The organism is Paenibacillus sp. PK3_47 (assembly GCF_023520895.1).
Taxonomy (GTDB): Bacteria; Bacillota; Bacilli; order Paenibacillales; family Paenibacillaceae; genus Paenibacillus_AQ.
In genome coordinates, this window is sequence record NZ_CP026029.1 from 3,886,231 (window position 1) to 3,911,740 (window position 25,510).

The window sequence follows — 25,510 nt, forward strand, 5'->3', positions numbered from 1 at the left end:
TTCATTAAATCTTGAGTAGGTAGATTATGAATTTAAATGACAATATATTAATCAAGATTCGTGAAATGAGGGAAAGCTTTACACCGGTTGAACGGTTGGTCGGGGATTATATTCTGGAAAACAAGGAAGAGATTCCCCATTTATCCATTAAGGAATTGGCCCAATCGAGCAAAACAAGTGATGCCTCGGTCCTGCGGTTCTGTAAAACAATGGGCTACAGCGGATACCGTAATTTTATTGTGAGTATATCAGCTTCTTTGGGTTCCCGTGATGAGGATTCAAAGGCCCAATATACAGATATCCAGCCGGGCGATGATCTCTCGACCATTATTTCAAATATTTCACTCAATAACATGAAATCTATTGAGGACACACTTAGTGTTGTTGACCGGAAAGAGATTGCAAGAGCGGTAGAAGTGCTGTGCCATAGCAAAAGAATTGTTTTCTTTGGCATAGGGGCCTCAGGAATCGTTTGTATGGACGGGGAACAGAAATTCTCACGCATTAACAAGATGTGTCATGCTTATACGGATGGCCATAGCCAGCTCACTGCAGCAACCTTACTCGGAAAAGATGATGTTGCCATTTTTATTTCTAACTCTGGCGCAACCAGTGACATTATTGACGCCCTGATCATTGCCCAGAAGAATAAAGCGACATGTATTGCGATTACTCGGTACAATAAAAGTGAGCTTGCAGTGCGGGCGGATATTGTTCTTAGCATATCTACACCTGAAATAACGATCCGCAGCGGTGCCATGGGCTCGCGTATTGCTATGCTGACGATCATCGACATCTTGTTTGCCGGGGTTGCAAGTGCAGAATACGAGCAGGTAAAAACCTCTTTAACCAATACTCATAATATTTTAAAGAAAAAACTCAGATATTAAGTTCTGATATTAGGTTCTGATAATCGAATGGATTTGGAGGGCGCATTGATCGATCATCGATCAGTGCTTTTTTTATTTCCCTTAGACATGTCAGATTATCTACATCATAAAATGTTTGATTTTGGCGAATCTAAAGATTCGTTTTTCAAGAATACTGCAGAAGGAGTGATAAAAACGTTTGACAAAGGTGGAAATTGCTTATTGTAAGCGCTTTATAAATGTGGTATAACTGATTATACGAAATAACTGAAATAAAAATTCGGAATAATATTCATAAATAAAATTTTATTTCAAAATCTATTGACGCCTTTAGGATTATATATTAGTATGAAAATTAATAAATGTATGATATTCTAACATCTTATGTTAGATATACGTAATTTTCATTTAATAAGAAGGAGGATGAATATGAATGATTACCTTGCGGGATTAACAACAGAAGCCGTGAATCCGGACACCCTGATGATTGATGAATGTACCACTGAACAAATGGTCCAGTTAATGAATCAGCAGGATGCTCTGGTCTCCGCAGCCATCGCTAACGAAATCCCGCAGATTGCAAGGGCGGTAGATGTTCTGCACCACAGGCTGTCTGCTGGCGGGAGAATGTTTTACATAGGAGCCGGGACATCCGGAAGATTGGGTGTTTTGGACGCTTCCGAATGTCCTCCTACCTTTGGTACAGATCCTTCCATGGTACAAGGATATATCGCTGGGGGTGATATTGCTTTACGGAGTGCGGTTGAAGGCTGTGAAGACGATGAGGAGGAAGGGATCGCATTAGTCGAAAGCATCGGGGTGACAGACCAGGATGTACTTATCGGCATTTCGGCAAGCGGCAGTGCCAAGTTTGTGATTGCAGCTTTAGCGAAGGCGAAGGAGCTTGGGGCAGCCACCATCGGTGTGTGCAACAACAAAGGCTCAAAGTTTGAACCCATTGTAGATATTTGTATTTCACCTGTTGTAGGACCTGAGGTCATTAGCGGCTCGACCCGGTTAAAGGCAGGAACGGCTCAAAAGCTGGTGCTTAATATGCTGACAACATGTACCATGGTCAAGTTAGGGAAAACATATAACAACTTAATGGTCGATTTAAAAGCCAGCAATTTCAAGCTGATAGACCGCTCCCTCCGCATTATTATGAATACGACGGGTGTAGACACCCAAGCCGCCTCAGAGACACTTGAAAAAGCAGGAATGAATTGTAAGCTGGCAATCATGATGATTAAAACGGGGTTAGACGCAAAGGCGGCAGAAGAAGCGCTTGAAGCAAATGGAGGACGCCTGAAACAAGCGATTCTATCATTGAATTAAGGCGCAGGAATTGGAATTACCGGATGGATGCTATTGAAAATTGAGGAGGCTGCTATCAATGAAAAAAAGAAATGTATTAACGCTACTTTTGTCAGCAATCATGATGATGTCGCTGTTATCCGCCTGTGGAGGGAACGCAAATAACACTGCGGATTCTGCAAATTCCGGAAACACAGACAACAGCAGCAGCGGTGCGGGAAAAGATACGATAACCGCATTATTACCTCCGGTATCGGCTAATTACCAGGCCCGTTTTGCTGATATGGAAAAAGAATTTAATACACTGCATCCTAATTTGACGCTGAAAATCGAACCGGCGAGCTGGGAAGATATGACACAAAAGCTTGATACACAAGTAAATGCAGGCTCCCCTCCGGATATTGCCTGGATCGGTGCATCCGGACTTTCGAAATATGCAGCACTAAATGTATTAATTGATCTGAACACAGTCCTGACCGACGAAATTAAGGCGGATTATGACGAAGTTCCAATGAAATATTTTCAATTGGGTGACGCCCAGTACGGTCTGCCTGCGTATATGGAAATCCACACGATCGGCGGTAATAAACAATTCCTCGAAGAAGCCGGAATTGACTGGAAGAGTATTCAGCAAAACGGCTGGACCTATGATGAGTTCCGGGAAGCTATTTCAAAAGGCGTAGTAAAAAATGATAAAGGTGAAACCAGCCGTTACGGTTTTGTATTCGCGACATCCGGTGTAGCTTCTAAAGACTACCTGGCTATTCTTGCCAAAACTGCGGGTCTGCCGGATTACTTCGATAATGACCTCAAATACACGTATACAAGCAAAAAATTCCTGGGTCTGCTGACAGCGATCCGTGAGATGATCGACGATGGTTCTATGCCTAAAGAGTTAAGCTCCATCGATGCCGGCAAACGCTGGAATATGTTCCTGACCGGCCAAACGATGATCACTGGTAAAGGCTTGTCGGCATTTGAAAACTCCGCCCGTCTGAACAATGAGAAAATTAAAGCGAACGATGGATCAGCTGTTGCCGATTCTATCGAAGTGGATTACATTTCACTTCCGGTTCCAACCTTTAACGGTGCCGATTATATCCCTACTTCCATAGTGGATGGTTATATCGCACTCCGCGGTAAAAAAGAGCCTTCAGAAGAACATATCAAAAATATTGCCCTGGCGATGAACTTCCTGTCTTCCGGTTCGATTGCTGCCAACTATAGTAATGAGCTGTTCTTAACACCAATTACTGAATCTGCACGTAATGCAGAAGTGCTTGAACAGTTCCCGCGTAACGAAGACAACGTTGCTGCAGGTGAAGCTATGATGGCCAAAGCGCTCCCGGCCCGTACAGATATTCCTACGGAGCAGGCTGCTGAAGCGCTCAAAATTGAAACAGAAGTGATTATTCCTAAACTGCAGGCATTGCTTGCCGATGAGATTACCCCACAAGAGATGTATGATGCAGTTAAAGCAGCTGCCGTCAAATCCTTCGGTGAAGATGGTGTGGTTGCTGACTAGATTGCCATATAGACTGGCATGTAAAGTGAAAGCTGTACGAAGCTTAAACGTACAGCTTTCCTTCTGAATTTAGGCAAGCCGAAGGTACTTTTTTTGAAGAAGAGAGGTGCGGCCCAATGAATCAAATGTTGACCAAAAGAAAAAAGTTGAAGCTCGAAAGTGACTCTGGCTGGGGATACGCGTTTATCGCAGTAGCACTTATTGCGTTTTCTTTATTTACTGCCTATCCGGTAATCAATGCATTTATAATCAGCCTGCAGGAATATCGTCCACTAGGGTCCACTTATGTCGGCCTGGAGAACTTCGTCAACTCCTTTTCAGATGAACTGTTCTGGAAAGCCCTAAAGAATACATTAGTCTATACGCTGTTAACCGTTCCATTTAATATTTTTCTGTCCTTCCTTGTTGCCATTCTGATTATGCCTTTTAAGAAAAAAACACAAACTATATTTAAAGCGGTATATTATTTGCCGGCTGTAGCTTCAGGTGTATCTCTTGCTGTCGTATGGCTGTGGATCTTTGATCCGTTAAAATCAGGTATTGCCAATCAAGTGGTTGGATTTTTTGGAATCAGCAATCAGAACTGGCTTGGTTCCAGTGCAACGGCCATGTTTTCACTTGTATTAATGTCCTGGCTGTCAAGTCATGGTACAGCGATCATTATCTATCTGGCTGCATTGCTCAGTATTGATAACAGTTATTATGAAGCAGCTGACATTGACGGAGCGACTTTTTTGCAAAAGCTGCGGTTTATTGTCATCCCTTTCCTTAAGCCAACAACGCTATTCCTGCTGGTTACAGGGGTCATTGGTTCCTTCCAGGTTTTCCAGAACGCTTATTTAATGACAGGCGGCGGACCAGACCATGCCACAACCATGGTGGGATTGTTAATCTTTAACAATGCGTTCACATATTTCGAGTTTGGTGAGGCAGCGGCTCAATCCTTGCTTCTGGCAGCGGTTATTGCATTGATCTCATTCCTTCAATTTAAGTTTTTAGGTAAAGACATAGAATACTAGGAAAGGGGCAGAAACCTATGGGGTTGTTCAACAATAATATAAAAAGCAAAGGGTCTCTGTTCGCCCGTAATGGTCTGATCATTACATGCCTTCTCCTGTTTGCCGCAGCGACCATTTTCCCGATATACTTTATGATCATTTCCTCGTTCGGTGATCCGGTAGAAGCGGGCGCAATGAGCTATTCGATTCTCCCGCCGAAGATTTCCTTTGAGTCTTATAAATTCTTTTTTAACTTCAGCGCCCATTCCTGGGATTGGTTAAAAAATTCATTTATCGTAGCAGCCTGTATTACGGTATCAAACGTATTTTTCGCCACCCTTGCAGGGTACGCTTTTGCAAAAATGAAATTTAGAGGAAAAGGTATTCTGTTCGCTATTCTGCTGGGGTCCATGATGATCCCTACTCAAGTAACCCAGGTTCCGCTGTATATATTGATCGTAAATATTTTTGAATTGCAAAATACGTATACAGCGCTGATTATGCCAAGCATAGTCACGGTGTATAACATTTTTCTGGTCAAGCAGTTCATGTCTTCCATTCCGGTTGAAATTATTGAAGCTGCGAAAATCGAAGGCTGCTCCCAGCCTAAAATCTTTTGGTATATCATTATGCCACTGTCCAAAACGGTTATGGCAGTGCTGGCGATCCTGACGTTTATGGCAGCATGGAATGACTTCTTCTGGCCGTTCCTGGTTACCAACACAATGGATATGCAGACGATTCAGGTGGGGCTCAAAAACTTCCGTTTTGCAAATACAACTTACTTTGCACCTATGATGGCCGGGGCAACCATTTCTGCAGTTCCGATGTTTATTTTGTTCTTCAGCTTACAAAAGTATTTCCTTGAAGGAGTAGCCGTCGGAGCAGTGAAAGGGTAATGGGCAGCCTATCTGAAGTCAATGTTACCTGTCTGGTTGGCTTGATGTCCGGCACATCGGTAGACGGTATTGATGCAGCAGTAATTAAACTTTCTTCTACGCCGGAAAAAGAGTACGGGATAGAGACGGAAATACTGGCGTTTGAGAATACTCCGTTTCCGGTGAATGTCAGAAGTTCGATATTCGAGCTGTTTGATCCATCCAAGGCTACGGTGGATAAAGTAGGCGCAATGAACATGTGGCTGGGGGAATTATACGCCCGGGCTGCAATGTCGGTGATTCGTAAATGCGGACTTGCGCCCTCCCAAATATTTGCGATAGGCTCGCATGGTCAAACGATCTATCATGCACCGGAAGAGAAGATTATGGACGGTTATAACCTGCACTGTACGGTGCAGATCGGGGAAGGTGCAGTTATAGCGAACCGAACGGGCATTCCCTGCATATCAGATTTTCGGGTTGCTGACATGGCCATGGGTGGACAGGGGGCGCCACTCGTGCCTTTTACTGAATATTTATTGTTTAACCATCCGGAGAAAACATCACTTCTGCAGAATATTGGAGGAATAGGGAATGTGACTGTTCTTCCTGCAAATGCTTCTCCCGAAGAGGTGTATGCTTACGATACAGGGCCCGGAAATATGATTATTGATGGTCTTGTATCCCGTTTATTTTCGCCAATGACGATGGATGCTGGGGGTGAAATTGCTGCGGGCGGTGAGGTTATTGATCAGCTTTTGAAATGGATGCAGCAGGATGAATATTATGCACTGCCTTTACCGAAATCGACGGGCAGAGAACGGTTTGGACAACAATATGTTGCACAAATACTTCAGTTGATGGAGGAGCATCACTGGAAAGCTGAAGATGTTATTGCCACAGCTACACGCTTGACAGCATGGAGTATTGCTGACAGCTATGAACGGTATATTGCGCCCCGTCATCAGGCTCAGCAATTGCTGATTGGCGGCGGGGGGAGTTATAACCAGACGTTAATGCGTGATTTGCAGCAGTTATTTACACCCTTTGGAGTGCAGGTGCTGACACAGGAGGATATTGGCGGTAATAGCGATGCCAAGGAAGCTATCGCGTTTGCTGTGCTGGCTTATCATACGATGAAACGTCTGCCGAATAATATTCCGCAAGTAACCGGAGCTTCCCGGCCGGCAGTAATGGGCAAAATTTCTTGGCCCCATCCGGAACACAGGAGGTTTGAATGATGCAAATCAGACCCTTCTCCATTGAAGATCTTTCTGCAGTGGTAGCGCTCTGGAACCGGGAGGCTACCAAATATGACTACAAGCCGTTTACCGAGCGGGATTTTCAGGACACATTCATTAATCATTCCTATTTCGATGCGGAGTGTATGTGGGTAGGCTGTAATGAACAAGGGATTGCCGGTTTTGCGGCCGGCTGCAGCGGGGATGATCTTCCGCTCGGCGATGTGGCCGGCTATATTACGACCGTTATTATGGATCCGGGTGCCGCTTCTTTAGAACTGTATGATGCCTTTTTGCTGCGTATGGAAACAAGGTTCCGGCAGCTTGGGAAAAGTCAGGCGGAGGTGTTGTTCTTTAACCCTGTTAAGCTGAAATGGAATATTCCCGGCGCACCGCAGCATGAACACAATAATGCTCCGGGCATTAGTAAAGACCAGCCATTATATGAGGCTTTAATCGCCAGAGGGTATGCAGACCGGGCGACACAATGCGGCATGTATTTGAAGCTGGGCAACTTTAGTGTTCCTGAAGATATTGCCAGCAAAGAAGATAAAGCCAACAGTAAAGGCTATCAGGTTACTCATTATGCTCCTGCTGTTCATAAAGGGCTTGAATCCATGCTTGCTGCCCTGCAGAATCCGCAGTGGGAGACGGATGTAGCAGCGTACGTGAAGGATGGCGAGCCTCTAGTGGTGGCTGTTCATGACAGTAAGGTTGTTGGTTTTGCAGGTCCAATTATGGTAGAACCGGACGGCCGGGCATTTTTTTGCGGGATCGGGGTACGCCCGGAGTATGAGGGTTATGGTCTCGGCAGTGTACTGTTTTTCCGGATGGTCGAAGCTTTTCAGAATGCGGGCTGTCAATATATCTCTTTATTCACTGGCAGCAATAACCCTGCTCTTCGAATCTATCAAAAAGCAGGATTTCATGTTGAAAAACAATTTTCAATATTGCGGAGGGAGCTGTAAGGATGAGCGGAAAGTTGACAGTCTTAGCTATTGGAGCGCATGTTGGGGATGTGGAATTGGCGTCCGGCGGTGTACTGGCCAGCCATAGCTTAAAAGGAGACCGTATTGTAACACTGGCTTTAACTCCAGGTGAAAGAGGCGTACCGGCCGGGCAGGATATGAAAGAGTACCGTCAGCAAAAAATCAAAGAGGCGGGAGTATTCGCTGATATGCTGGGCGGTGAGGCCGTTGTTTTTGATTATTGTGACGGAGAGCTGCCTGACAATCAGCAGATTCGGATGGAAGTCTGCGATGTTATCCGCCGCGTAAAGCCGGACATTATCATAACCCATTGGAAAAACAGCATGCATAAGGATCATGCACTGACCCATTACATCGTGAACGATGCAAGGTTTTTTGCAAGCCTGTCTTCTTTTGAGCGTGAGCTTCCTGCTCATTTTGCAGCAAAACTGTATTATTCGGAAAACTGGGAAGATGCTGTGGACTATGTCCCTTACGTTTACGTGGATTTTGATCAGGCGGCTTATGATTTATGGATTGAGGCGTTAGGCCAGCATTGGTTTGTGACGAACAGCAAATCTTTTAAATATATGGAATACTATAAAGCGTTGGCCGTTGTCCGGGGCTGTGAAGCAAGAAAAACCTATGCCGAAGCCTTCATGGTCCCTGCCGAGACGATGAAGATCAGACAATCGGGTCTTGCGTGATATGGTGTTGAGCGGAATTGACTCTATCGCCAAGTATCTTCATCTATTTAAAGGTAAACGTGTGGGGTTAATTACAGCGCCGACAGGGCTTACCAAAGATTTCAGATCAACCATTACGATATTACACGAGAATTGCAATCTTACGGCCATGTTCTCGCCTGAACACGGTGTCCGCGGAGATTTGGATGCAGGGGCGTTAGTGGAGACGTATACGGACCCCTTTACCAATGTTCCGGTCTACAGCCTGTATCGCAAAGATTCCAAACGTTTAACAAAGGAAATGCTGGAGAAGGTAGATATCCTTGTGTATGATATCCAGGATGTTGGTGTAAGGTATTATACCTTCATTTATACGATGCTGTACGCCCTTGAGGATTGTGCTGCGGCAGGTGTAGAATTTGTTGTTCTCGACCGGGTAAATCCGCTTAATGGGGTGAATGTGGAAGGGAATATCTTACAGCCCGGCTTCAAATCCTTTGTCGGGAATTATGAGCTGGCTGTCCGGTACGGCCTGACCGCAGGTGAAGTGGCTGTAATGGCAAATGATCAAATGAACTGGAAGGCATCGCTTCATGTCGTGCGTCTGGAAGGCTGGGAACGGAGCATGTCTTTCCCGGATACAGCCTTGACCTGGGTTCATCCTTCACTGGGAATCCCCCGGTATGAAACAGCGTTATTATATACAGGCACCTGTTTATTTGAAGGAACCAACTGCTCGGAAGGAAGGGGCACAACATTCCCCTTTGAAATGATTGGGGCTCCCTTTATTGAGGCGCAGCAGCTGGCAGACGAGATGAATGCCCGTCGGCTTCCAGGTGTATATTTCCGTCCGGTTCATTTCAAACCAACGTCATCCAAGCATTCAGGAGAGCTGTGCGGCGGCGTTCAACTATATATTACAGACCGCCAGGTGATAAAGCCGTTAGAGGTTGGCGTAACCTTATTATTTACGATAAGGGACTTATTTGAGCGATTTGCATTTCTGCCTCCTGTGAAGGAGGGCTCACGTCCTTTTATTGATTTGCTGGGCGGAAGCAGCATCTACCGTACGAAGGATATTCAGGCTAAGCAGCTGTCCGAACAGTTTGCAGAGGAAAGCAGGCAATTTGCAGAAATGAAACAGCAGTATCATTTATATCACTAGCGGATGGTGAGCAGCGGATGAAAACGATAGAACAAATGAGCTTGCGTGAGAAAATCGGGCAAATGTTCGTAACAGGCTTTCCCTCAACGGAGATATCCCCTGAGCTGAAGGAAGTCATTGAGCAGTACAAGATCGGGAATATTATTTTATTCTCACATAATATCAGCAATAAATATCAATTAGGCAGGCTTGTAGCAGAGCTGCAGCAATGGTTTACCACACATACAGGCATTCCGGGCTTTATTACGATTGACCAGGAAGGCGGCCGGGTAACCCGGATGCCCAAGGACGCGACGAATGTAGCCGGAGCCATGGCGATTGCCTCTTCAGGACGCCCTGAAAATGCTTATGCCGCAGGGAGAATAACGGCCCGGGAGCTAAAAGCATTAGGCATTAATTTCAATCTTGCGCCCGTGATGGATGTTACCAGTAATGCGCTCAATCCGGTGATCAATGTACGCTCTTACGGGGATTCGGTTGAGACAGTATCACAGTACGGGATTCAAATGATGAAGGGCTTGCTCGATGGTGGTGTTATGTCCTCGCTGAAGCATTTTCCCGGTCATGGGGATACTGATGTCGATTCACACATTGGCTTGCCTGTAATTAATAAAACGGTGGAGGAGCTAGAGCAGCTTGAACTGCTGCCATTTAAGGCTGCCATCGGGCAGGGGGCCCAGGCCATCATGAGCGCACATATTTTATTCCCGCAAATCGAAGGGTCCGGCGTACCGGGAACGATGTCTTATACCATTATTACAGAGCTGCTTAAAGAGAAATTGGGATTTCAGGGGCTTGTTGTATCCGATTGTCTGGAAATGGATGCGATTAAACGCTATTACGGGACGGCAAAAGGTGCATTGGAAGCCATTAAAGCAGGGATTGATCTGGTGTTCATCAGTCACACGCCTGCAACGGTTAAAGAAGCGGTGCATTTAATAGAAGAAGCTGTAGCAGCCGGTGATTTGGATGAAGCGGTTATTGATGCAGCCGTTGCCAAAATTTTAGCCTATAAAGCACGCTATGCGGATATTGGGGAACCGGATTACGGGATCGTTGGCTGCGGGGTTCACCGCAGGGCGAACGAGCTGATGCGTACGGAAACGATCTGCCTGATAAAAGGTGAGATCGAGCCCGTTCAGGCAGGTGACGGGCAGGTCTTGTTTATGGGCTCCTATGCCTACCGGACCGACCTGGCCTCCAGCAGTATGAATCAGGAGCTTAGCTTCTCCCGGTATATGGGTGAGCATTTCGCTGCAGCGTATGAGCTGATAAGCATTGATCCGGACGAGGAGCAGATTAACACAGTGCTGCAAAAGGCTGAAGGGTACAAGCATGTTGTAATCGGGCTGTTTAATGCGCGTGAAAATACAGGCCAGCTGGCGCTTGTGCAGAAGCTTTTGGCAGCAAACTGTAAAGTAACGGCAATTACACTGGGCCGGCCTTATGATTTGGCTTTAATCGAAGGCGGGTTTTGCGGCATTGCAGCCTTTGAATATACTCTGGATGCGTTCAAATCCCTTATTCCAATCCTGAATGGTGAGGTCACGCCAGCTGCCAGTATTACGATTCAGCTATAGGGGGACATAAGTATGGCATTTATTGTCGGCATTGACGGGGGCGGCACTAAGACAGCTGTCATTGTTACTCATGATGATCAGGAGGAGCCTCTACTAACCTTTACTGTAGGGCCTATTAATTATAACGGCGGTGATGCCGAAGCTATTGCTGCCGCTTTTGGGGAGATTTTTAATCAGACAAAGTCCTGCTGCACAAGCCTTGCGGAAGTTATTCATGTATGTATAGGAGCGGCAGGTGTAAGCAATCCGGCAGTAACCCGGTTTTTGGAGAAGCAGGTGAGAGATAACGGGTATAGGGGGCCTTTAACAATTACCGGTGATCAGGAAACCGCACTATATGGAGCCCAGAATGCGATGCAGGGCATTATCCTCATTGCCGGTACAGGCTCCATTTGCTTCGGGGTTAATGATAAGAGAGAGCGGCACCGCACAGGAGGGTTTGGCCATCTGATTGATGATGAGGGAAGCGGCTACTACATCGGGCGTGAGCTCTTGTCCGTGCTGGTTCAAGCAGAGGACGGAAGAATAGCGGATACTATTATTCCGGCACTGGTATATGAGCAGCTTGGACTTGGTACGGTGCAAGAGGTGATAGGTTTTGTCTACGACAAAAACACAACGAAAAAAGATATTGCAGCGCTCGCCCCGGTGATGACGGCAGCATGCGGGCTCGGGGACGCCCAGGCGCTAAAACTGGCGGAGCAGTGTGCGGCCGGTCTGTTTGAGCTTGTGGTGCCTGTTATTGAACGGCTGAAATTATATGAAAGCAAGGTTGCAACTGCCGGAAGTGTGCTGCAAAAATCCCGTTTTATAAGAGAAGCATTAGAGAGGAAGCTTGCCCGCAGCTACCCGCAGACCAAGCTGATTATGCCTGTTCATAATGCAGCCTATGGTGCTGTACTGCTCGGAAAATCAAAAATGAGTAATGGGTAATCCTATGAATAAGGTAACAAAAGAAGGGTGTGCCACAAGTCCGTCAGTTTTGGACTTGCGGCACACCCTTTTAAAATTTGTCGGTTAAATAAAACACGGCCTGCTGTTTCGGGAAGAGGGCCTGCAGGATATCAGCATGTTCAACAGGGTCTTTAGCTTCAGCTGCGCCTTCCGCAGAATAGCCGAAGATAATATAAGAGATTAGATTCCGCTCATCTACTTCTATGGATATCCGGGACCCGGCCTGACTACTCTCGGAAACGGAAAGCCGCTTCTGACAATAGTCGAGGCAGATCCTGTCCTCCCCGCATTGCAGCGCTATGTACAAATCCTGGTCTGCCATCAAGTCATTGCCGTTCAGGCGATGCTCCAGTTCAGGCTGAAGCTTGCGGAAGGTAGAATACAGGTTGATCATTTTCCACATCGCCATATGGATGGGAACGGGCTCTGCCTGAAGCTGCTGATAATAGGCATATAGCTTGTGATCCTCAGGAAGCATCGCCAATATTTGCTTGGCATTCGGCCGAAGACGGCATAATTCATGAAATAAGTATTGGGCACCGTCTGCTGCCTCATCAAGATATATGAATTCGTTGATAAATACCTGTTCGGTATCCTTTTTTTCTATAATGCCATAAGCGACAATTTTATGATGATGCTGAAGCAGCAGACAGTCCGCCTTGTTCCATTCCGGCCACCGGATCAGATCTTTCCAGTAGGTTTCATTACGGACTACGGTATAGGTACGGTTCTGATTGAATTGTTCATAAATACCACGGATATCATCAAGATAACGGGGCTCAAAAGGTATAATTTTATAACCGTCCGGCTGCCCGCCCCACGCCTGATTCTCAACTGCGTAAGCAGTCTCGGGAATCAGTCTCCAGCCGGCCTTCTCATAAAATGCATGCTTGCTGGCCAGAAGTACGCTTATATCATAATCGGCTTCTCTCATGTAGTCTGTTTGTGCAGCAAGAATTTTGTGTGTCAGTCCCATGCCGCGATAATGGGGATCTGCAGCGACGCTGCCCATGGCACCCGTGTGCAAGACCGCTTGGCCGACTCTGATTGAGAGGGGAAAGATTTGAACATTGGCAGCAACCTTGCCGCCGACCGTCGCAAACCATGTGGTATCGGGGTCATATGAGGTGTCGAGGTCTAATCTTTCCTGGAAATACCCCCGGCCTACGGAAAAACATTCATCTAAAATATCGTAAATCTTTTCAAGCTGTTCTCTGCTCGGTCTGTTTGTCACGCTGATATTTTGTTCTGGTGTTGTCGTCATCTATTCTTTCCTCCTGGGTCGCCATGTTAAAAACGGATTTAATTAGACTGCTCAAACGGGTCAACCAAGCTGAAAAATATTATCATAGTTAGATCTTAATATTGAAAATAATTTTCGTCAACAAATCATCGTAAGTCCAATCAAAATGATTATAAAATGAATAAATTATTATAAAAGGTTTTAGCATACAAGCTTACAGCAGCTTTTGTCGCAAAAGCGGACAGGCAGACAGGGGGGATTACTGATGGATTTGGATGCATTGACTGGCCTGTTTAGTAACAATAACGGTTCAGTCGTGCTAAATGTCCTTTTATCTACTGCATTAATCTGGTGTATCCGGCAGATCGCCAATAAAGAGAAGGTTATTCAGAATTACCAGAAACGCGATGAGGAGAACGAAAAGCAGCTTAATCAGTACAACCGTTCACTGGTCAAGCTGTTAATTGAGAGAGAAGTTCAGGAACGGAAGAGCGCTAGCGATAAATCCAATGGTGAGGAGGTCGTCAACAAGTGAAGCTCCTCGATATTTTCAAATGGAATGAGATCCAGCCCAGCCGTGTCAAAGGGGAAATTGAGAAACTGGGCAAAATTCAGAAGGCGTATGAGTCAAAAGATATCGAAAGCCTGATCGACCTGCACCATTCAGGACTCGGCAAGAGAGGAGATGATCTGCATGGAAATTATTGATATGACACTGGTCGCGCTTGAGGCGGCGGCAGTGGTTATTTTTGCTGCTTATGTTATCCGGTACCGGAAATATTTTATCGGGCATGGGCCAGAACGCACCTATAACCTTTATCTTCGCAGCGTTTGGGTAACCTACAGTGCTGTGGTGCTGCTTTGCCTTAATCTGTTATGGGGCAGGCTGAATATTGTTTTTGGCTATAATATGGACAGCCTGTCCAATACGCTGCGGGAATTTGTGATGATTCTGACGCTGGTTATTCTGGTCTACGCCGGATTGACCCACAAAGATATATGGGACAGCAGCCGGCATAAGGATGACCGGTAAGCGAAAGGTCTGATGCATAATCACTCCAAAGTGATCATATGCCTAGAGCGTGTGATTTTTTGCGAGGGAGGAATAGCGTTGGATACATTTCAGGAACCGTCTGCATGAGCTGAATGCGGGGAAACTGGAGCCTTTGGCGGATGCAATTATTGATGAGAATGTGTTTTTCTTAAAAATTATGGCGGATCACGCAAAATTCATCGGGCACCTGCTGGACCCGTCTGAGCGGAAGCTGGTGGAGCAGGCGCGGGAATTCAGCAATGATTTTGATACGCTGATGTTCCAGGCCATTGATCTCAGTCATATGCGTCCGCAATCCCAGACTTTTCCGCTGCTGAGCCAGTTTGTAGACGAGAATAGAGTCTCTGTAAAATCGCTGCGCGACTTCAAAAAGACGGCAAGAGATCTGATCGAAGAATGCCGGATCAAAAGCATCATTCATCCGCTGCTGGCGGATCATGTGTTCCGGGAAGCAGAGCGGTTCTTATACATTCTGGATATGTTTGACCGGTCCCTGTCCGGAGAGAAGGTAAATAAGCGGGAGATTCTTCTTTGAACAGCTGTTAGGCGCATATTAAAAAAAGGACACCCGCTAGAGATAGCTCCGGCTGATGTCCTTTTGCTGCTGTCATTAACCGTTCGGAAAGGCTCCGGCCGCAGGCTGTATATCCGGCGGTTGGCATCCACCTTGGCTTTGACGAGGCCGGCCTCACTCCGAACACGCAAATGCTTGGATGCCTGAGGCTGGCGCAGCGGCAGTTGTCCGGCAATCTCCCCTACAGTGGGCGGATATTCCTGTATAGGAATATTTAAAACGGAATTGAATGCCGCTTCTATATTTGGCGGCAGAGGTGTTGAGCGCAATATGCTGCCCATTTACTTACAGCTGTACGGCAGCCATGCGCTGCAAATGTCTGCGGAAAGCCGCCATGACCCAGAGATGGACTTTAGCCTGTGTATACTTATAAAGAGTCCATGGAAGAGAAGGCAAATAATCATGGATGGCGATAATACACTCCCGGGTTCCGGGAATCTGCAGAAATTCCAATCTCCCGTCATTGGGACTTGTTTTGGTCAGAAGGCCTCCGCAAATGCGGTACGCAGTACGTGCAGCACTGCTCTGCCCGGACAGAAGGATTAATTCCAGAATCGGCCGGCGGATGACGCGGGGGCGCACCTGATATACATGGCAGCTTCCGTGATCTACGCATATCACCCATTTCAAAAGCTTCTCCAGCCACTCCAGGTAATAACGGGCAGCCCAATCCGCATCTTTGCCTTCGGGCAGCTGTACACGCTGAACAGAGCGTACGCCTGAGAGAGACTTCTCCTGTGACCGGAAAGGCGGGGGAGTAGGAACCAGCTTATTACCGGAGTCCGGGACAGCAGGTTTTTCCGCTGTAAGCGCCGCCTGGACTGCCTCCGCAAAAGCCGTTGGTTCATGGCTGCTGAGTGGCCCATTCCCAGAATTGGACAGGCTTTCGGTGACCGGGGAGGTCTTGTTTTGGGTTACGGTATAAATCGTCGTGACAGGTATGCCATAAGAGCCAAGAATCCGCTCCGCTTCAGGACGGCTGCGCACATGGCGGGACTGCTGGTCCCGCGGCAGACCTGCTTCCATATATCCGCTTATATAAATAATCTCCTTGATTCCGTTCCTGCAGGCGGCACGGGCGAAATTGTCTGCCAGAATGACCTCCATATCTTCAGGACTGGCCTGGGTCAGCCTGGCCGATGATACGACAGAATGAGTCAGGTACACGGCATAATCTGCACCTTGCATAGCTTCCTCCATAGAGATCCTGGAGAAGGGATCACAGGAGCGCCATACTGCATGGCTGCCGCCGTTCCCGCTGTCTGCCAAACCGGATAAAGCGATGACATGATACTGAGCAGTCAGCTGAGCCAGCAGATGATGCCCGGTACCGCTGTTGGCCCCAGCTAGGATGACGGTCATCCGCGCTCTGGCGGATGCAGCTGTTGTTGGTCTGGTTGTGTTCATGCAAGTTCCTGCTTTCCTGATCGTGGAATGAAATTATGCGGTATGCTGCCTCTGGATATTGAACAGTACAATCTCCACCTGAAACACTCCGCTGTCATAGGTAATATCCAGCAGACCGCCGTATTCCTCTACAGCCCTGCGGATGTTCTGCAGTCCGATGCCATGTGCCCCTGTGTCCGGCTTGCTAGAACGGAGTTCTCCGTACAGGCCGGTGCGGATATCATGATCATATGGATTCCGGATCCGCAAAAACAGGCTGTCGTTCAGATAATGCATATGGATCGCGGCATACCGTTCAAGACCGGCCTTCTCCGGAATAGACTTTACGGCTTCAATGGCATTGTCCAGGGCATTGCCGAGGATGACGCTCATAACAGTGGTATCCAGCAGCAGATCCGGTGGAATATTCACCTCCAGCCGGAAGGGAATATTGCTGTTGCCGGCAACCTGCTCTTTGTAATTAATCATGGAATCAATGACGAGGTTTCCGGTGGAGCAGCTGCCGGCAGACGTATCGTTTGCTCCAAGTAAACGGTCCAGCTCATGGATGGACTTGTCCTCATCACCGGCAGCCAGCCGGGCACGCAGACCGAGCAGGATATTTTTGAAATCATGCTTGAATTTGAAGGCTTCCTCCTGCATATTACGGGTCATCAAGTACTGATTGGCATAATAAGTGTTCTGCTGTTCCAGCAGCTTTCGCCGGGCCTGTTCGGTCTGTACACACATTATCCGGTCGCTAAGCACAAAAATCAAAAGGTTGATGGCAAGCAGCAGAACCGGAACTACGGGAAATAACTGCGGATAGCTTTGAAAAAACAGATTGTCCGACAAGCGGACCAGAGCAGCAATGCTCAGCAGAGGGCTGAGAAATAACAGGCACCAGTACCAGCCTGCCAAATCGCCCCGGCCGTTGCTTTTCACAACCTTTAGCAGGACAAAAACAAACAATAAAATAAGAAGCTTGGACAGGAGCAGACTGATAAGATACCCGGTATCCGTATATGATAAAGGGATGACAGCATCGCTAAGAAAGATTAGTGCAGTGACGAAAAGCGAGCTGTATAATCTCCACAGCAGGCTGCCTTGATAAAAGAAAGTTACCCCCATAATAAGTCCGGTATTTGCTGCAAGCAAGAAGAGGCCTGGAAGCTGAATATGATGCAGGGCCATATGGCAGGCAGTATAAAGTCCATAGAGCGACAGCACAATCCATCTGTTGCCAATACGGCAGCGGAAGCAGCCGCTGAAGAAATAGTGAAGTATTACAGGAATGAGAGGGAATGCAGTGAAGTACACGATCTCATCCCGCAGAGCTGTAGTCAAATGAGCGCCCCCCTGAAGCTGAGATAAGCTTTGCGAACCGTCAAGCTGTTCTTTTCACTCACCGGCAGCTCACTGCCGTTAAGTAGTATAATCCTTTTGGCGCTGATTTCTTTAACATAATACAAGTTCACGATATAAGACTGATGAATCCGGGTAAAATAGCTTGCCGGCAGCTTCCCGGCTTCTTCCTTAAGAACCCCGTAGTACTGCAGTTCTCCTTCTTTGGTGACAAGCGTAATTCTCCGGATGCGGCTCTCCAAATAGACAATCTCCCGGAAGGGTATCATCAGCTCCTTACCCTTTTGCTGCACTGGCAGGAAGTTCAGCTTGCCGTTCTGGCGTGTGCGGACCGCTTTTTGCAGCGCCGGTATCAGCTTTTTCATAAAAACCTCCTGGTTCACCGGCTTCTTAATAAAGCCCGACGGACGGACGTCGAACAGCTGCAGATGGTACTGCTCATGACTGGAGATATACATCAGCTGCACAAAATCATTTTCATCATCACCCCGAAGCATCTGACCGGCTGTTATGCCATCCATTCCTTCCATCTCAATATCCATATAGACTAAGTCAAATATACAGCCGTGCTGAAGAGCCTCAGCGAAGCTCTCTCCGGAGTAAAACAGGGAAACTTCCAGGGTCTCCTCACAATAATGCTGCCCACTCAGAATTAAATTCTCAATCAGTCCCGCCGCCTGCGGATCATCATCACATACGGCAATATGAATCATCCTGTCACTCCGTTCACTATGTATCAATTTGTTACCTGTATATTCAGTATACATTTTCAGGAAAATACAGGCCAGGCAGGGCTTATTTTGCCGCAAAAACGACAATAACTTCCTCGAATTTAACAAGACCCAAGGCGGGAGAAGTCCTGCATGGTAAGGTTACCCTGTCCAAATACAGTTTTAAAGGAGTGTTGTCATTGAATACGCCCGTGCTTGAAGCCATAGCTCTAACTAAAGTGTACAGGTCCGCATTTGCGCTCCGTGAATTTAACATGAGGATTGAGGAGGGGGATATTTACGGGTTCGTCGGCGAGAATGGGGCCGGTAAAAGTACTTTGATGAAAATTATCGGCGGGCTTGTACATCCGGAAAGCGGAGAATTGCGTTTATTCGGACAGCAGGGGAAGCAGGGGCTCATGGAAGCCCGTAAAAGGATTGGATTTCTCATTGAAAGGCCGTCGCTTTACCCGCATATGAATGCTGAAGAGAATTTGAAATTCTACTGCCATATCTTCGGCATCCGGGACCCGGAAAGAATCGGCGAGGTTCTCCACGCTGTGGGTTTAACAGAAGCCGCGAGCAAAAAGACTTCGCAATATTCGCTCGGTATGCGCCAGCGTCTTGGACTTGCCATTGCCCTGCTTGCCAGGCCGGGATTTCTTGTGCTGGATGAACCCGTCAACGGGCTGGACCCGGCAGGCATTCTGGAGATGCGGAGGATTCTGGAGCGCCTGGCGCGTGAGCAGGGGGTAACGGTTCTGGTTTCCAGCCATATTCTTGGTGAGCTGCAGCTGCTGGCTACCAAATACGGGTTCATCCATCAAGGCCGGCTCATTCGGGAAATAAGCGCCGGTGAACTGCTGCAAACAGCCCGTTCGGTAATCACGCTCTCTACGCCTGATCCGGCAGCCGCTGCGGAGAAGCTGAGGCAGCATCTGCAGCTGCATAACATCTCGGTGAGCGACGCCGGAATCATCGAAATTCCAAAAGAAGATATGGATTTGGAGCGGTTGATGTCTGTGCTGCTGCAACAGGGTATCCGGGTAGACGGGTTCAACCTGTCCGCACCCAATCTGGAGAACTATTATATGGATTTGATTGGAGGCGGAAACAAGTGAGAGGATTTATAAAAGCTGAACTGTTTTATCTGAAAAAAGATTTGGCGTTCAAAAGCATCAATGCTGTTTTTGTGCTGGCCTGTGCTCTGCTGATGGTGATCTTCGGGAATAAGGGCGGGTATGGACTGACCAGTCCGCTGGAGCCTTTGCGTATCGCTGTTTCGTTTTCCCTGTTTCTTTACTTTATTATGCCGATGCATGCCTGCTTTTTTGCCACGGAAGGTTTTGAGCACGGGTCCATACAGAATATTATTGCTTCAGGCCAGCGCCGCTCAGGTTATTTTCTGGGTAAATTTGTGCTGGAGGTCCTGGCGATTTTATGGTGGCTGGTGTTGTTTTTCGGGATCTTTTATATTTTTTACATAACCGCAGCACTGGTAACCGGATCGCATATAGGGAATGGAAGCACGAAAGAAGACTTCATAAAAGCAGGCACAGCTATTGGGTTAAATTTGCTATATTTATCTGCATACGCTGCTGTAATTATGATGCTGGGGATAATGATCCGTAAAGCGGCCCCGGCCGTGGTTGCCGCCTTTTTCTTTATTTTCGGAAATATGCTGCTTACGGGTTATCTTAACGAATCTTCTTCAGCCTTTCTGCGGACAGTATCGGACTACTCGCTGATGACTCAGATTATGAAGTTTTCCGGAATGTATGTGTTGAATTCACAGCAGATTGGTCTGAGCGGACCGGACGACTATGCTCAGGTGGTGCTTATTCCCCTGGTGGTTATAGCCGTGTGCCTGAGCGCAGCAGTGATTTTTTTGGAGAAAAAAGATATTCATATATAATGGAACATAGGGACTTATGCGTTAGGGTCATTGGAGACAATTGTGGAGGAGGAGGCGGCAATGAACAAAATCGGGAATGTGAGAGAGCTGGCCACCTTCGCCGGAGGCTGCTTCTGGTGCATGGTCAAGCCGTTTGACGAGCTGCCGGGGATTGTGTCTGTAGTTTCGGGTTATACGGGCGGACACACGGTGAATCCGACTTATGAGGAAGTAGGGACGGAAACGACGGGGCATGTGGAGGCGGTACAGATTACCTTTGAGCCGGAGCTGTTTCCGTATGAGCGGCTGCTGGAAATCTATTGGCAGCTCATTGATCCTACTGATCAGGGCGGCCAGTTCATGGACCGGGGCTACTCTTACCGGACGGTGATATTTGTCCATAATGAGGAGCAGCGCAAGAAGGCAGAAGCCTCGAAGGAGGCTCTGAAGGCTAGCAAGCGGTTCAAGGGACAGATTGTAACGGAGATTGTTCCGGCGGGGACGTTCTATCCTGCGGAAGCTGTACATCAGGACTACTATAAGACCCATCCGATGAATTATAAAATGTACATGAAGGGCTCAGGACGCGATGAGTTTCTCGAGCAGCACTGGAACAGCCGGGAGGACCGGAAGCGGCTGCGGAGCAGGCTGACTGAGCTGCAGTACGAGGTTACTCAGAACAAGGCGATGGAGCCTCCGTACAAGAACGAATTCTGGGAACAGACCCAAGAGGGGCTGTATGTGGATGTGCTGAGCGGTGATCCGCTGTTCAGTTCTGCGGACAAGTTTGACTCCGGCACCGGCTGGCCGGGGTTTACCAGGCCTGTTGCCGGCGGGCTGATCCGCAAGGAAGCGGATTTCAGCAGCGGCACGGTGCGGACGGTAATCCGCAGCAGGCTGAGCGGGGCTTATCTCGGCTATCTGACCTATGACGGCCCGGAGCCTGCGAAGCAGCATTACGTGATCAACTCCGCGGCGCTGCGTTTCATTCCGAAGGAGGAGCTGGAGACGGAAGGGTACGGCAGGTACCTGGCAGGACCAGAGGTGAAGCTATAAGTGTATTACGTACACTTATTTTGCCTGTAGAATGGAGCAAATTATCCATAACTGCACCTTGTACACTTATTTTGATGCGATTTAGTGATTACGGCCAGAAACAATAAAATTAATTGCAGTGAATACAGCTATTTACCGAAAAGCACTTGATAACCCTGAAATACTTGCACATAGTACACTTATTCTACAATGACGGCTGGCCTGATACAGAACAGGGGAGGTATGGGTAATGTACATCAGAGTTCTGAACCCTGACGATGCAAAAATATACCGGGAGATTCGCCTGCAGTCGCTGCTTGCGCATCCGGAGGCTTTTCTAAGCTCGTATGAGGCGGAGAAGGATCTGCCGGTTGAAGCTACCCGCAGCAGACTGGAGCAGACCGACGGACAGTTCACGCTGGGCGGTTTTAGTGAGAAGCATGAGCTTACGGGGATCGTTACGTTTGTGCGGGAGAGCAGGGACAAGATCCGTCATAAAGGAAATGTGTACGCCATGTACATAAGCCCCGCAGCACGGAAGCAGAAGCTGGGATATTTGCTGATGCTGGAGCTGATCGAAAAGTCACGCCGGCTGCCGGGGATGGAAATCATCAATCTGACCGTTTTCTCGGACAACCTGCCGGCTATAAAGCTGTATACTTCCCTGGGCTTTGTGCGCTACGGTACCGAGCGGAATGCCGTGAAGCTCAGCGGGAAGTATCTGGATGAGGATCTGATGTCGCTGACATTAACCCCTGCTCTGGACTAAAATAAGTGAGCTGCACATAATATAAACAGCTGTGTGCATAAGAAGATTTGTCTGTAAAGGGGGTGACAATATGGAGTCTGCGCTGCTTGGCAGCTTTTTGTCTGCAATGGCAACGGTTCTTGGTGCCGTTCCGATCCTGTTCGTGAAGGAAATGTCGGAACGGTGGAAGGATGTGCTGGTTGCTTTTACCGCAGGAATCATGGTCTCGGCCTCAACCTTTGGCCTGATGCCCCAGGCTATTGAGGAATCCGGCATTATCGGCCTGACGCTCGGTTTAATCACCGGAGTTCTGCTGCTGGATCTGATTGAGAAGAATATCCCGCATATCGATGTCGAGAACAAGCCCGGCTTCACCAATATGGATTCCAAAGCACTGCTGGTCATGATTGCACTGTTCATTCACAATATCCCTGAAGGGCTCAGCACGGGCTTCAGTTATGCCAGCGAGGAGGCCAGCCTCGGGCCTATGGTGGCAATCGCCATCGGGGCACAAAATATGCCGGAAGGACTTATTCTGGCTGTCTTTATGATGAATTCCCGGATCGGCCGGGCCAAAGCGCTCGCGATTACGGCACTCACCGGACTTATGGAGATGGTGTCGGCGGTCATCGGTTATTTTACAGCCAGCTTTTTGGATAATGTTGTCGGGTATGGACTGGCTTTTGCCGCAGGAGCAATGCTCTTCATTGTTTACAAGGAGCTGATTCCGGAGAGCCACGGGCACGGGTACGAGCGGCCATCCACTTATTCCTTTATTTTCGGGCTGCTCGCTATGGTCTACATTACGCAATTTTTTGGATAAGGTCTGCTACGGTTTGTCCTGATCCGCTAAAATTACGGTTTTCGCAAAGGTAAGGAGTGACGGCACGATGGACAGACTTACACTTCAAGCTTCATTATCTTTTGTACTACTAATAGCAGCTTATCTGTGCTTGTATTATGTGATTGGCAAACGCACGAGATTCTCCCGCTACAGCATCACCGTTTTATTCGTGGCCAGCGGAACTCCGCTGGCAATCATGCTGGCACTGGACAGCCAAAGAGAGCAGATGGACGCCAATATAGGTCTGGGAATGTCTTTTCTCCTGACCTGGGCCATCACCGGACTCATCTTTCTGCTGTCCCTGATCTTGGGATTTATCCGGTTGAAACGCAGATGACGATAGGATAGCTGCACAAAAAAGGCTGTACCTGCTGCTGAATTGCGGCGGGTACAGCCTTTTGAATGCTTGTAAGATTCCAAGGCGATAGGTTGTTCAGATCCGTTTATCTGTGAGCCGTATAACGGTTCGGTCTGCTTATGGCCTGCACAGCCTCCCGCTCCTGCGGGGTGAGCGGAGAGGCTGCCGCAGCGGCAATGTTGCTTCTCAGCTGCTCAAGGCTGCTGGCCCCCGGAATAATTGTAGCTACAGCAGGATGCGAGAGCGGATACTGCAGCGCCGTCTGGGTCAGGGTTCGCGTTCCGGAAGCGCCCGCTTGTGCGGTCAGCTCTTCATGCAGCTTGCGCAGCTCCTGCGGCGTATGATCCAAATAACCCTGCTCTGCTTTGGCAGCACCCCGTTCGGTCAAAACTCCGCGGGCAAGCGGTCCGCGGGCGATAACGCTGATCCCGTTCTTTTCCAGCAGGGGGAGAACTTCCTCTTCAGGCCGTCTGTCGAGAATGCTGTACTGGCTCATTACGCTCACAATGCCGGAACGGCTGACATATTCCCTGATCACATTGGGGCGGATGGAGGAAATGCCATAATAACGGATCCAGCCTTCCTGCTTCAATTCCTCAAAGGCTTCGATGGTCTCGTCAATCGGATCGTCTAGCGTTCCGCCATGCAGCTGATACAGATCGATGTAATCGGTCTGCAGCCGGCGCAGGCTTTCTTTTACCGCTGTCTTAATGTATGCCTTGGAGGGATCCCAGCTCCAGCCTTCCTGGCCGGGGATTCTGCGGTTGCCGACCTTCGTAGCCAGAACTACATCCGTGCGGCGGTGGCGCAGTGCCTGTCCGACAATTTCCTCATTGCGCCCGTCATCGTACAGATCGGCAGTATCCAGAAAATTAATGCCCTGGTCGAGCGCTTCATGAATGATAGGTATGGCTGCTTTTTCGTCCGTCCCCAGGGACATGCACCCCAGACCCATGCTGCTTACAACTAAATCGGACTTGCCCAAACGATTTTTATTCATCGCTATTCCTTTCTGTGCTGTTTTTTGTATTGATTATACCACCGATGGCAAAAAGACGGTAAATGCCCGCACCCGCATTAGCCGGAAGGGCAATGTACCGTCTTGATTTCAAGCTGGGACGGGATTATCCCCGCAAAATTGTTTCGATCTGCTCCAGCTCTTCCGCACTGAGCTCGGGAGCGTTCAGGGATGCAACGGCATCTTCGATCTGACTCACCTTACTAGCGCCGATCAGCGCAGAAGTTACTTTACCGCCGCGGAGTACCCAGGAGAGGGCGAGCTGCGACATTTTTTGGCCGCGGGCGGCAGCGATGTCGTTCAGCTTGCGGACTTTGCCGATCACCTCTTCGGTAATTTCCTTCTCCGAGAGGAATACGCTTGGTCCGGCAGCGCGGGAATCCGGTGTAATTCCATTCAGATAGCGGTCGGTGAGAATGCCTTTGTACAGCGGCGAGAATGCAATGGTGCCAATGCCTTCCTCAGCAAGCACATCCTGCAGCCCGTCTTCGATCCAGCGCGACATCATGGAATAGCTTGGCTGATGAATCAGGCAAGGCGTGCCCAGCTGGCGCAGAATTTGCGCAGCAGCCCGGGTCTGCTCTGCACTGTAATTGGAAATACCGACATACAGCGCTTTGCCCTGGCGTACGATCAGATCCAGCGCGGCCATGGTTTCTTCCAGCGGGGTGTCAGGGTCCGGACGGTGATGGTAGAAAATATCCACGTAATCCAGGTCCATCCGTTTGAGGCTTTGATCGATGCTGGCAATCAGATTTTTCTTGGAGCCCCACTCCCCGTACGGTCCGGGCCACATATAATATCCGGCTTTGGTGGAGATGATCATTTCATCACGGTAGGCGGCAAAGTCCTTTTTAAGAATTTGTCCGAAGGTTTCCTCGGCAGAGCCTGCAGGCGGACCGTAGTTATTGGCGAGGTCAAAATGGGTAATTCCCAGGTCAAAAGCCCGGCGTACCATGGCACGTCCGTTCTCAAAAACATCAATGCCGCCAAAGTTATGCCAGAGTCCGAGGGAGATGGCCGGCAGGCGCAGGCCGCTCCGCCCTGAGCGGTTATATTTCATATTGTCATAGCGTTCAGGATTAGCGTTATACATGAATATC

Annotated in this window: 26 protein-coding genes and 2 pseudogenes; 21 read left to right on the plus strand and 7 right to left on the minus strand. The window is 48.3% G+C overall.

The features are described 5' to 3' along the window. The first annotated feature begins 26 nt into the window (after positions 1-26). From C2I18_RS17210 to C2I18_RS17260, 11 genes are all read left to right on the plus strand, one after another. Entirely contained in the window at positions 27-890 is an 864-nt protein-coding gene (locus C2I18_RS17210) for a MurR/RpiR family transcriptional regulator (RefSeq protein WP_249896984.1), read from the plus strand. Positions 891-1,298: 408 nt separating this feature from the next. Then, on the plus strand, positions 1,299-2,204 hold the full coding sequence (gene murQ, locus C2I18_RS17215; protein WP_249896985.1) for an N-acetylmuramic acid 6-phosphate etherase: 906 nt from the start codon (positions 1,299-1,301) through the stop codon (positions 2,202-2,204). Positions 2,205-2,262: 58 nt separating this feature from the next. Continuing rightward, on the plus strand, positions 2,263-3,708 hold the full coding sequence (locus C2I18_RS17220) for an ABC transporter substrate-binding protein (protein WP_249896986.1): 1,446 nt from the start codon (positions 2,263-2,265) through the stop codon (positions 3,706-3,708). Positions 3,709-3,824: 116 nt separating this feature from the next. Beyond that, positions 3,825-4,727, plus strand: coding sequence for a carbohydrate ABC transporter permease (locus C2I18_RS17225; protein WP_249896987.1), 903 nt, complete (start codon positions 3,825-3,827; stop codon positions 4,725-4,727). A 17-nt stretch (positions 4,728-4,744) separates the two neighbouring features. After that, the gene (locus C2I18_RS17230; protein ID WP_249896988.1) at positions 4,745-5,605 is read left to right on the plus strand and encodes a carbohydrate ABC transporter permease; all 861 of its coding nucleotides are present in this window, start codon (positions 4,745-4,747) and stop codon (positions 5,603-5,605) included. After that, a complete protein-coding gene (locus C2I18_RS17235) occupies positions 5,605-6,825 on the plus strand; it encodes an anhydro-N-acetylmuramic acid kinase (protein WP_249896989.1) in 1,221 nt (406 codons plus the stop codon). Before C2I18_RS17230 ends, C2I18_RS17235 begins: the two co-directional genes overlap by 1 nt. Beyond that, a complete protein-coding gene (locus tag C2I18_RS17240) occupies positions 6,822-7,793 on the plus strand; it encodes a GNAT family N-acetyltransferase (protein ID WP_342760304.1) in 972 nt (323 codons plus the stop codon). Before C2I18_RS17235 ends, C2I18_RS17240 begins: the two co-directional genes overlap by 4 nt. A gap of 2 nt (positions 7,794-7,795) precedes the next feature. Then, positions 7,796-8,500 (plus strand): PIG-L deacetylase family protein, encoded by a 705-nt coding sequence (locus tag C2I18_RS17245; RefSeq protein WP_249896990.1) that lies wholly within the window; start codon positions 7,796-7,798, stop codon positions 8,498-8,500. Between the two features lies 1 nt (position 8,501). Then, positions 8,502-9,644, plus strand: coding sequence for an exo-beta-N-acetylmuramidase NamZ family protein (locus tag C2I18_RS17250; RefSeq protein WP_249896991.1), 1,143 nt, complete (start codon positions 8,502-8,504; stop codon positions 9,642-9,644). Between the two features lie 17 nt (positions 9,645-9,661). Continuing rightward, on the plus strand, positions 9,662-11,224 hold the full coding sequence (locus C2I18_RS17255) for a glycoside hydrolase family 3 protein (protein ID WP_249896992.1): 1,563 nt from the start codon (positions 9,662-9,664) through the stop codon (positions 11,222-11,224). Between the two features lie 12 nt (positions 11,225-11,236). After that, positions 11,237-12,157 carry an N-acetylglucosamine kinase gene (locus C2I18_RS17260; protein WP_249896993.1) on the plus strand — a complete coding sequence of 307 codons (921 nt, stop codon included), beginning with the start codon at positions 11,237-11,239 and terminating at the stop codon, positions 12,155-12,157. Positions 12,158-12,227: 70 nt separating this feature from the next. Here C2I18_RS17260 and C2I18_RS17265 read toward each other — a convergent pair whose 3' ends face one another. Further along, the gene (locus tag C2I18_RS17265) at positions 12,228-13,442 is read right to left on the minus strand and encodes a GNAT family N-acetyltransferase (protein WP_249896994.1); all 1,215 of its coding nucleotides are present in this window, start codon (positions 13,440-13,442) and stop codon (positions 12,228-12,230) included. Positions 13,443-13,686: 244 nt separating this feature from the next. On the opposite strand from C2I18_RS17265, the gene C2I18_RS17270 reads away from it, so the two are divergent. The 4 genes and pseudogenes from C2I18_RS17270 to C2I18_RS17285 all read left to right on the plus strand — a co-directional run. Next, positions 13,687-13,956: a hypothetical protein gene (locus C2I18_RS17270; RefSeq protein WP_249896995.1), complete on the plus strand. Its 270-nt coding sequence runs from the start codon at positions 13,687-13,689 to the stop codon at positions 13,954-13,956. Then, complete coding sequence (locus tag C2I18_RS17275) at positions 13,953-14,129, plus strand: hypothetical protein (RefSeq protein WP_249896996.1); 177 nt, start codon at positions 13,953-13,955, stop codon at positions 14,127-14,129. Before C2I18_RS17270 ends, C2I18_RS17275 begins: the two co-directional genes overlap by 4 nt. Next, a complete protein-coding gene (locus tag C2I18_RS17280; RefSeq protein WP_249896997.1) occupies positions 14,116-14,454 on the plus strand; it encodes a hypothetical protein in 339 nt (112 codons plus the stop codon). Before C2I18_RS17275 ends, C2I18_RS17280 begins: the two co-directional genes overlap by 14 nt. 85 nt (positions 14,455-14,539) lie before the next feature. After that, positions 14,540-15,010 (plus strand): annotated as a pseudogene (locus C2I18_RS17285) (DUF2935 domain-containing protein); the annotation flags it as partial. 74 nt (positions 15,011-15,084) lie between these two features. Here the strand turns inward: C2I18_RS17285 and C2I18_RS29835 are convergent. The 4 genes and pseudogenes from C2I18_RS29835 to C2I18_RS17305 form a co-directional block, all read right to left on the minus strand. Beyond that, a pseudogene (locus C2I18_RS29835) lies at positions 15,085-15,303 on the minus strand (ArsR/SmtB family transcription factor); the annotation flags it as partial. A 31-nt stretch (positions 15,304-15,334) separates the two neighbouring features. Then, positions 15,335-16,456 (minus strand): NAD(P)H-binding protein, encoded by a 1,122-nt coding sequence (locus C2I18_RS17295; RefSeq protein ID WP_249896998.1) that lies wholly within the window; start codon positions 16,454-16,456, stop codon positions 15,335-15,337. A gap of 33 nt (positions 16,457-16,489) precedes the next feature. Continuing rightward, on the minus strand, positions 16,490-17,782 hold the full coding sequence (locus C2I18_RS17300; protein ID WP_249896999.1) for a sensor histidine kinase: 1,293 nt from the start codon (positions 17,780-17,782) through the stop codon (positions 16,490-16,492). Further along, positions 17,779-18,513 (minus strand): LytR/AlgR family response regulator transcription factor, encoded by a 735-nt coding sequence (locus C2I18_RS17305; RefSeq protein WP_249897000.1) that lies wholly within the window; start codon positions 18,511-18,513, stop codon positions 17,779-17,781. The genes C2I18_RS17300 and C2I18_RS17305 overlap by 4 nt, the downstream gene beginning before the upstream one ends. Positions 18,514-18,710: 197 nt before the next feature. Here C2I18_RS17305 and C2I18_RS17310 point away from each other — a divergent pair, with 197 nt between their 5' ends. From C2I18_RS17310 to C2I18_RS17335, 6 genes are all read left to right on the plus strand, one after another. Then, positions 18,711-19,631 (plus strand): ATP-binding cassette domain-containing protein, encoded by a 921-nt coding sequence (locus C2I18_RS17310; RefSeq protein WP_249897001.1) that lies wholly within the window; start codon positions 18,711-18,713, stop codon positions 19,629-19,631. Next, the gene (locus tag C2I18_RS17315; RefSeq protein WP_249897002.1) at positions 19,628-20,425 is read left to right on the plus strand and encodes a hypothetical protein; all 798 of its coding nucleotides are present in this window, start codon (positions 19,628-19,630) and stop codon (positions 20,423-20,425) included. Before C2I18_RS17310 ends, C2I18_RS17315 begins: the two co-directional genes overlap by 4 nt. Positions 20,426-20,485: 60 nt before the next feature. Then, complete coding sequence (gene msrA, locus C2I18_RS17320) at positions 20,486-21,460, plus strand: peptide-methionine (S)-S-oxide reductase MsrA (protein ID WP_249897003.1); 975 nt, start codon at positions 20,486-20,488, stop codon at positions 21,458-21,460. A 229-nt stretch (positions 21,461-21,689) separates the two neighbouring features. Continuing rightward, positions 21,690-22,208 (plus strand): GNAT family N-acetyltransferase, encoded by a 519-nt coding sequence (locus tag C2I18_RS17325; protein ID WP_249897004.1) that lies wholly within the window; start codon positions 21,690-21,692, stop codon positions 22,206-22,208. A 70-nt stretch (positions 22,209-22,278) separates the two neighbouring features. Continuing rightward, entirely contained in the window at positions 22,279-23,010 is a 732-nt protein-coding gene (locus C2I18_RS17330; protein WP_249897005.1) for a ZIP family metal transporter, read from the plus strand. 67 nt (positions 23,011-23,077) lie between these two features. Continuing rightward, on the plus strand, positions 23,078-23,368 hold the full coding sequence (locus tag C2I18_RS17335) for a hypothetical protein (RefSeq protein ID WP_249897006.1): 291 nt from the start codon (positions 23,078-23,080) through the stop codon (positions 23,366-23,368). Positions 23,369-23,474: 106 nt separating this feature from the next. On the opposite strand, the gene C2I18_RS17340 is transcribed toward C2I18_RS17335, so the two are convergent. Together C2I18_RS17340 and C2I18_RS17345 are read right to left on the minus strand one after the other, a co-directional pair. After that, entirely contained in the window at positions 23,475-24,389 is a 915-nt protein-coding gene (locus C2I18_RS17340; RefSeq protein WP_249897007.1) for an aldo/keto reductase, read from the minus strand. 124 nt (positions 24,390-24,513) lie between these two features. Beyond that, positions 24,514-25,503, minus strand: coding sequence for an aldo/keto reductase (locus tag C2I18_RS17345; RefSeq protein WP_249897008.1), 990 nt, complete (start codon positions 25,501-25,503; stop codon positions 24,514-24,516). Positions 25,504-25,510: the final 7 nt, after the last annotated feature.